Raw genomic sequence first — 918 nt, 5'->3', positions numbered from 1 at the left:
GTGGCGCGTTCCGTTTGGAAAGGTCCGTTTGTTGACGGATACCTTCTAAAGAAGGCAGATAAGTCCCGGGCTTCGGGCCGGAATGAGGTGATCAAGATTTGGTCGCGTCGTTCGACGATTCTGCCGCAATTCGTGGGTCTGACCTTTGGCGTTTATAACGGCCAGAAATTCATTCCCGTTCTGGTGACGGACAATATGATCGGGCACAAGTTCGGCGAGTTCTCGCCGACGCGCACGTTCTACGGTCATGCCGCCGACAAGAAGGCAAAGAGGAAGTAAGGCTATGAGCAAGAAACCTTTGCCCCGGCAGCTAGCCGATGTCGAAGCGCTGTCCGTTGTTCGCAACATGCGCGTTAGCGCGCAAAAGCTGAACATTGTGGCGCAGTTGATCCGCGGTAAGAAGGCGAATACGGCGTTGGCCGAACTCACCTTCAGCACCCGCCGGATTGCCAAAGATGTGAAGAAGGCCCTGCAATCGGCCATCGCCAACGCCGAAAACAATCATCAGCTTGACGTTGACAAGCTGTATGTGAAGGAAGCGTCGGTGGGCCAAAGCTTCGAGCTGAAGCGCTTCCACGCCCGTGCGCGTGGTCGTGCTTCGCGCATCGAAAAGCCCTTCAGCCATCTGCGCATCGTGGTGCGTGAGCGCGAGGAGACGGTGTAATGGGTCAAAAAGTCAATCCGATCGGGCTTCGGCTCGGGATCAATCGCACCTGGGATTCGCGTTGGTACGCCAGCAAAGAATATGCAGCCCTGCTGCACCAGGACCTGAAGCTGCGCAAGATGCTGTTTGAACGTCTCGTTCAGGCCGGCATCAGCCGCGTCATCATCGAGCGTCCGGCCAAGAAGGCCCGTATCTCCATTCACTCGGCGCGTCCGGGTGTGGTGATCGGCAAGAAGGGCGCGGACATCGAAAAG

The 918-nt window shown here is 57.1% G+C and carries 3 protein-coding genes; all 3 read left to right on the top strand.

The window, feature by feature from the left end:
* Positions 1-279: 30S ribosomal protein S19 (gene rpsS, locus VZ95_RS20870; protein ID WP_232302795.1), on the top strand; the 279-nt coding region annotated here is incomplete at its 5' end.
* A gap of 4 nt (positions 280-283) precedes the next feature.
* Positions 284-664, top strand: coding sequence for a 50S ribosomal protein L22 (gene rplV, locus VZ95_RS20865; protein ID WP_045777577.1), 381 nt, complete (start codon positions 284-286; stop codon positions 662-664).
* The coding region (locus VZ95_RS20860) for a KH domain-containing protein (RefSeq protein WP_045777576.1) at positions 664-918 on the top strand (255 nt) is incomplete at its 3' end. The genes rplV and VZ95_RS20860, both read left to right, overlap by 1 nt.

It is taken from the genome of Elstera litoralis, assembly GCF_000963705.1.
Lineage (GTDB): Bacteria > Pseudomonadota > Alphaproteobacteria > Elsterales > Elsteraceae > Elstera > Elstera litoralis.
Note: the sequence above shows the minus strand (reverse complement) of the source record. Positions and strands in the feature narration are given on the sequence as shown.

What these genes read in the sequence shown, in the direction of transcription:
- rplV (WP_045777577.1), top strand. Translation starts at nt 284, where the DNA reads ATGAGCAAGAAACCTTTGCCCCGGCAGCTAGCCGATGTCGAAGCGCTG.